The following is a 4,398-nucleotide window of genomic DNA, read 5'->3' as shown; positions in this document are numbered from 1 at the left end:
CTCATCGTCAAACTCCTTTCGTTTAGCTTAAAAGAAATTCTACGAGTAATCTGTATTATTTTACGGGGTAGTTACAAGTGCAAGCCCATATCCAAGAGAGTGTTGAAGCCTTATCAGGCTTTGCTGCTATTGCTAAGCGCTTAGGTGTGAAAAAAAATACCATTACGGCGATTCAGAAAATATTAGATGCGTGTCGTAAAGAGAATAGTGTATTGCTGCGGTAGCTGGTTTAAGAGCGGTACGTCGTTTAGTGTGCTGCTCAAATTGAGTCAAGAGGATGAGGTGCAAAATACGGAAATGAGCCGTTTTATTCCACAGCAAATCCGTGAGCATGCGCTTGATAATCTCGAATACTGGGGCTGTGTGCCAGGCGGAAGTGAGCATTCTTGAACCTAGGCATGCTCCTCTCTGACAGTTTCCTGCTAGCAGGCTTGCCAAAAATAAAATTACCCAACCTTGTTTGTTTGACCGAAATACTTTACATTTAAAGCCCTTTATGCGGTTTTGACAAGTATATTGTACATATTATGGACTTCTACTCACTAGCTAAACAGGTTCGCGATCTGCGTAAAGAGCAGGGTATTTCCCAGGTGTTGATGGCTGAACACTTGCAGATTTCGCGTGCCACCCTGAGCGCGTTTGAAACGGGGCGTGCGGGTGATATTGGCTTAAAAAAGGTCATCGCCATGTTGGATTATTTGGGTTATGAGTTAAATCTGCGCGAAAAATCCCCTTTCCCTACCTTTGAAGAGCTACTCGATGCCCAGTGAGTTAAGGGTGCTGGTGCAACAGCAGGCGGCTGGACGGTTGCTATACGAGCAGGGAAGCTATGTGTTCAGTTATGACCACGACGTAGCCGCAGAGCAGTTTGTCTCCTTAACGATGCCGGTACGTAAGCGTGATCTGGTGCATAACCAGCTGCATCCTATCTTTCAAATGCATTTGCCAGAAGGGTATTTGCTGGCGTTGCTTAAACGGCATTATTCTAAATTAACCACTAATGATGATTTTGGTCTGCTGCAGCTCATGGCTCAGGGGATTCGTGGCCGCATACAGTATTCAAATGCGGTCCAAGCTAAGCCATCACTAACCCTTGATGAGCTTTTGCAGCCTAAAAATGATGCGCTATTTGCAGAGTTGGTCGAGCGCTTTGCCTTGCAGTCGGCAGTTAGCGGTGTGCAGCCTAAGGTGCTTGCACAGGTCGTCAATAAAGCCACTTTGCAGCTAGAGCATTACATAGTTAAATCTTGGGGAGCTGAGTATCCGGAATTGGCTTTAAATGAATACTGGTGCATGAAAGTGTTGCAGCAAGCGGGTGTGCCAGTGCCGGAGTTTTATATTTCAGATGACGCTGCGCTTTTTGTCATGCGACGTTTTGATATTACGGCGTCTGGAGGTTATTTAGGCTTTGAGGATATAGCCGTGCTGCAGGCGCGAGGACGTGAGCAAAAGTATGAGGGCAGCTATGAGCAAATGGTTAAAACCCTGAATGTATTTGTCTCGCCACAGCATAGAATCAATGCCATGCAGCAGTTTTTTAAAATGATGGTGCTCAATCTCGCTTTGCAAAACGGGGATGCGCATTTAAAAAACTTTGGCGTGCTTTATACCGATATCGATAATATTTGGCTGGCTCCTGCTTATGATGTTATTAGCACCACAGCCTATATTCGTCATGACAGTATGGCTTTAACGCTTATGGGTAGCCGTAAATGGTGGCAGCGCAAGCATGTAATTCAGTTTGGAGTGCAGGTGTGTGGATTAAGCAGCAAGCAAGCCAATAATTTATATGACGAGTGTGAAGCAGCCAAAAAACAGGTAGCCAAAGAGGTGCGTCAAGCATTAACAGGGTTGAAAAAAACTGAGCAACATGAGGTTTTGCAGCATCTATTGTTGCTTCTAGAGCGCGTCGATGGATAGGTCTTAAAGCTGTTTTATTGTGGGTTGAGCGTGTTTTTCAGTACCGACAAATCAACGCCCATTTCCCGCAATACGCTACGCAAGCTGTAGATGAGCTTTTGTAGCGTGCTGCAAGGTGATTTGATGCTCAAGCGGCACGGCTTATTCGATGTTTTGCACCTGATCATTGAGTAGTGGGCTAGTTCCTAACAAACTCAATAAGTTATCAAAAATAAACCGTTCAAAAATGCCTGTTTGCCCACCAAGCTGCCCACCACTTGCCTATGGCTTTTACTAAATCTTAGTGGTTAGCAATGGAAAAACAGTGCCGTTTTGAAAGGCTTTATCGAGTAATTTTTTTCAAAACCTCATCCACTTATAGATACAATAATATCCATTTTATGCTTTATTTCGCTATAATGGCCATAACTGTATCTATTTGTCTTTGCGAATGAATTTTACCTTACTTGATGATACCGATGTAAGCCAAGCCTATGCGGCTTATTTACGTGAGTTACGAAAGCAGGCAAAGCTGTCACGAGCGGCGCTTGCTGAGCGAAGCTGCGTACCTGCGGCCACCATTAAGAAATTTGAGCTGACCGGGCAAATTTCATTTCGCCAATTGCTGTTGCTTTGGCAGACCCTTGATTCGCTAGATAGGCTCTATCAGCTCACGCAACCTAGCAAAGAACGCGCTGCTATACCCACGAGTATTGATGAGGTGCTAAAAGATGAGTTTTAAACCCATTCAGAAGCTTAATGTTACTCGAACGCTAAGCTCAGGTGAGCAGGTTGCTGTCGGGGTCTTGGCGCAGAATCGGCAAGGCGTTTTTTTTCAGTATGCAGACAGCTATTTGCAGCAGTTTGGCAACTTATCACCTTTTACCTTGCAGTTGAGCACACAAGTTCAAGTCGCACCTAAGCAGCCGCACCAAGGTGTACATGGCGTATTTGGAGATTGTTTGCCCGATGGTTGGGGCATGCTGTTACAAGATCGTATTTTCCGGCAAAAGGGCATCCTACCTAATCAATTAACGGCGATGGATAGACTGGCCTTTGTCGGTGATAAGGGTATGGGAGCATTGTGTTTTTCTCCGGTGTCAGAGTTTTCAGCCTCGACGAACACGGATATTGATTTAGCGACGTTAGGCTTAGAAGCACAAACGCTGTTCGATGCTTCAATGTCAGATTATATAGACGACAACCACGATGAGTTAGATGGACATACTCAACAGGTGTTGGCCGCATTAGTCGCCGGAGGTAGTTCGGGTGGGGCAAGGCCTAAGGCACAAATTTATATGCCCGCTGGGGAAACTCAGCATTGTCGAACCTTTGCTCAGCCTGGAGATGAAGCGTGGCTGATTAAGTTTACCTCTAAAAATCTCGCACTCGGCCATGAAGAAGGTTTGTGCGAGGCGGTTTATTTGCAAATGGCAGAAGTTGCTAAGTGTCAACCGCCGCAATGGCAACTCATTGAAGCACCACCTACCAGCGGTGCGTCTGCTTGGTTGGCGCTTAAGCGTTTTGATTATGTCACTGAACAGGCCGACTTAGGCAGCAATCGCAGTGCAGGTCGATTGCATATGCACAGCGCTTGCGGGCTGCTGGATGCAGACTTTCGAACGCCAAGTTTAGATTATATTGACTTGGTTAAAGCCAGCCGTCAGTTGTGTAAATCACCAGCTGCTGGACAACTTCAATTTCGCCGTGCCGTTTTTAACCTGCTGTCGTCTAATCAAGACGACCACAGTAAAAACTGGGCGTTTTTGCAAGCGGATGACGGTCAATGGGATCCTGCACCTTTTTACGATGTTACCTACAGCCCACATCCATTCAACGAACACGCCACTGCGTTCGGAGGTTATGGCAAAGCGCCACCGCTTAAGATGATGCAAAAACTAGCGACCAGTGCTGGCTTTGCGAATTGGCATGATGCAAGGCAAGTCATTGAAGAAGTCGCAGAAGCCATCAGCCAATTTACGTATCTGGCACAGCAGCAAGGGATCAGTAAAACAACAGTGTCTGCGATTGCTAAGACATTGGCTCAGCGAAAACAGGAAAATGCAGCGCTTTTTCAATGACAGTAAAAAACTTTTCAATTCACAATAAATACAAGGTCTACAGATTGTTGCCCATAAAGTCACTTTGTATAGACCTATAACTGCTGAATTTCCCAGTTCGGTAAAACACATAGAGGAGTACTCAGCTCGCATTGCATACTTTTACGCGCATAAAAGTGTTGTGGTGTTCTAATTGAGCAAGACTTCCCCTTTTTGAGAAAGCTTTTGGCACTTACATACTTGGGCTTTTGGGGCAGTCTGGGCAAAGCCTTAGTTCACGCCACTTAGGCACGAACCAACCCTGCCCACACGGTATTTATCACTTGGGGCATTATGTCAATTCTGGGGCAAGTAGCGACCTGTGTAACTACCCCGTAAAATAATACAGATTACTCGTAGAATTTCTTTTAAGCTAAACGAAAGGAGTTTGACGATGAGC

General features: G+C 45.5%; 6 protein-coding genes. All 6 read left to right on the top strand.

Features of this window, described 5'->3' with window-relative positions; translation table 11 throughout:
* The first annotated feature begins 77 nt into the window (after positions 1-77).
* The 6 genes from QEZ41_RS11975 to QEZ41_RS11950 all read left to right on the top strand — a co-directional run bounded on the left by QEZ41_RS11975 (position 78) and on the right by QEZ41_RS11950 (position 3,980).
* Complete coding sequence (locus QEZ41_RS11975) at positions 78-224, top strand: hypothetical protein (RefSeq protein ID WP_289411829.1); 147 nt, start codon at positions 78-80, stop codon at positions 222-224.
* 28 nt (positions 225-252) lie between these two features.
* Positions 253-390, top strand: a complete 138-nt coding sequence (locus QEZ41_RS11970; protein WP_289411828.1) for a hypothetical protein — start codon at positions 253-255, stop codon at positions 388-390.
* A 137-nt stretch (positions 391-527) separates the two neighbouring features.
* Positions 528-770 carry a helix-turn-helix domain-containing protein gene (locus QEZ41_RS11965; protein WP_289411827.1) on the top strand — a complete coding sequence of 81 codons (243 nt, stop codon included), beginning with the start codon at positions 528-530 and terminating at the stop codon, positions 768-770.
* Positions 760-1,920 (top strand): type II toxin-antitoxin system HipA family toxin, encoded by a 1,161-nt coding sequence (locus tag QEZ41_RS11960; RefSeq protein ID WP_289411826.1) that lies wholly within the window; start codon positions 760-762, stop codon positions 1,918-1,920. The genes QEZ41_RS11965 and QEZ41_RS11960 overlap by 11 nt, the downstream gene beginning before the upstream one ends.
* 430 nt (positions 1,921-2,350) lie before the next feature.
* On the top strand, positions 2,351-2,641 hold the full coding sequence (locus tag QEZ41_RS11955) for a helix-turn-helix domain-containing protein (protein ID WP_020746923.1): 291 nt from the start codon (positions 2,351-2,353) through the stop codon (positions 2,639-2,641).
* On the top strand, positions 2,631-3,980 hold the full coding sequence (locus tag QEZ41_RS11950) for a type II toxin-antitoxin system HipA family toxin (RefSeq protein ID WP_289411825.1): 1,350 nt from the start codon (positions 2,631-2,633) through the stop codon (positions 3,978-3,980). The genes QEZ41_RS11955 and QEZ41_RS11950 overlap by 11 nt, the downstream gene beginning before the upstream one ends.
* Positions 3,981-4,398: the final 418 nt, after the last annotated feature.

This window comes from Thiopseudomonas acetoxidans (genome assembly GCF_030362935.1).
In the GTDB taxonomy this organism is placed as follows: Bacteria; Pseudomonadota; Gammaproteobacteria; order Pseudomonadales; family Pseudomonadaceae; genus Thiopseudomonas; species Thiopseudomonas acetoxidans.
Note: the sequence above shows the minus strand (reverse complement) of the source record. Positions and strands in the feature narration are given on the sequence as shown.

What these genes read in the sequence shown, in the direction of transcription:
- QEZ41_RS11965 (WP_289411827.1), top strand. Translation starts at nt 528, where the DNA reads ATGGACTTCTACTCACTAGCTAAACAGGTTCGCGATCTGCGTAAAGAG.
- QEZ41_RS11960 (WP_289411826.1), top strand. Translation starts at nt 760, where the DNA reads ATGCCCAGTGAGTTAAGGGTGCTGGTGCAACAGCAGGCGGCTGGACGG.
- QEZ41_RS11955 (WP_020746923.1), top strand. Translation starts at nt 2,351, where the DNA reads ATGAATTTTACCTTACTTGATGATACCGATGTAAGCCAAGCCTATGCG.
- QEZ41_RS11950 (WP_289411825.1), top strand. Translation starts at nt 2,631, where the DNA reads ATGAGTTTTAAACCCATTCAGAAGCTTAATGTTACTCGAACGCTAAGC.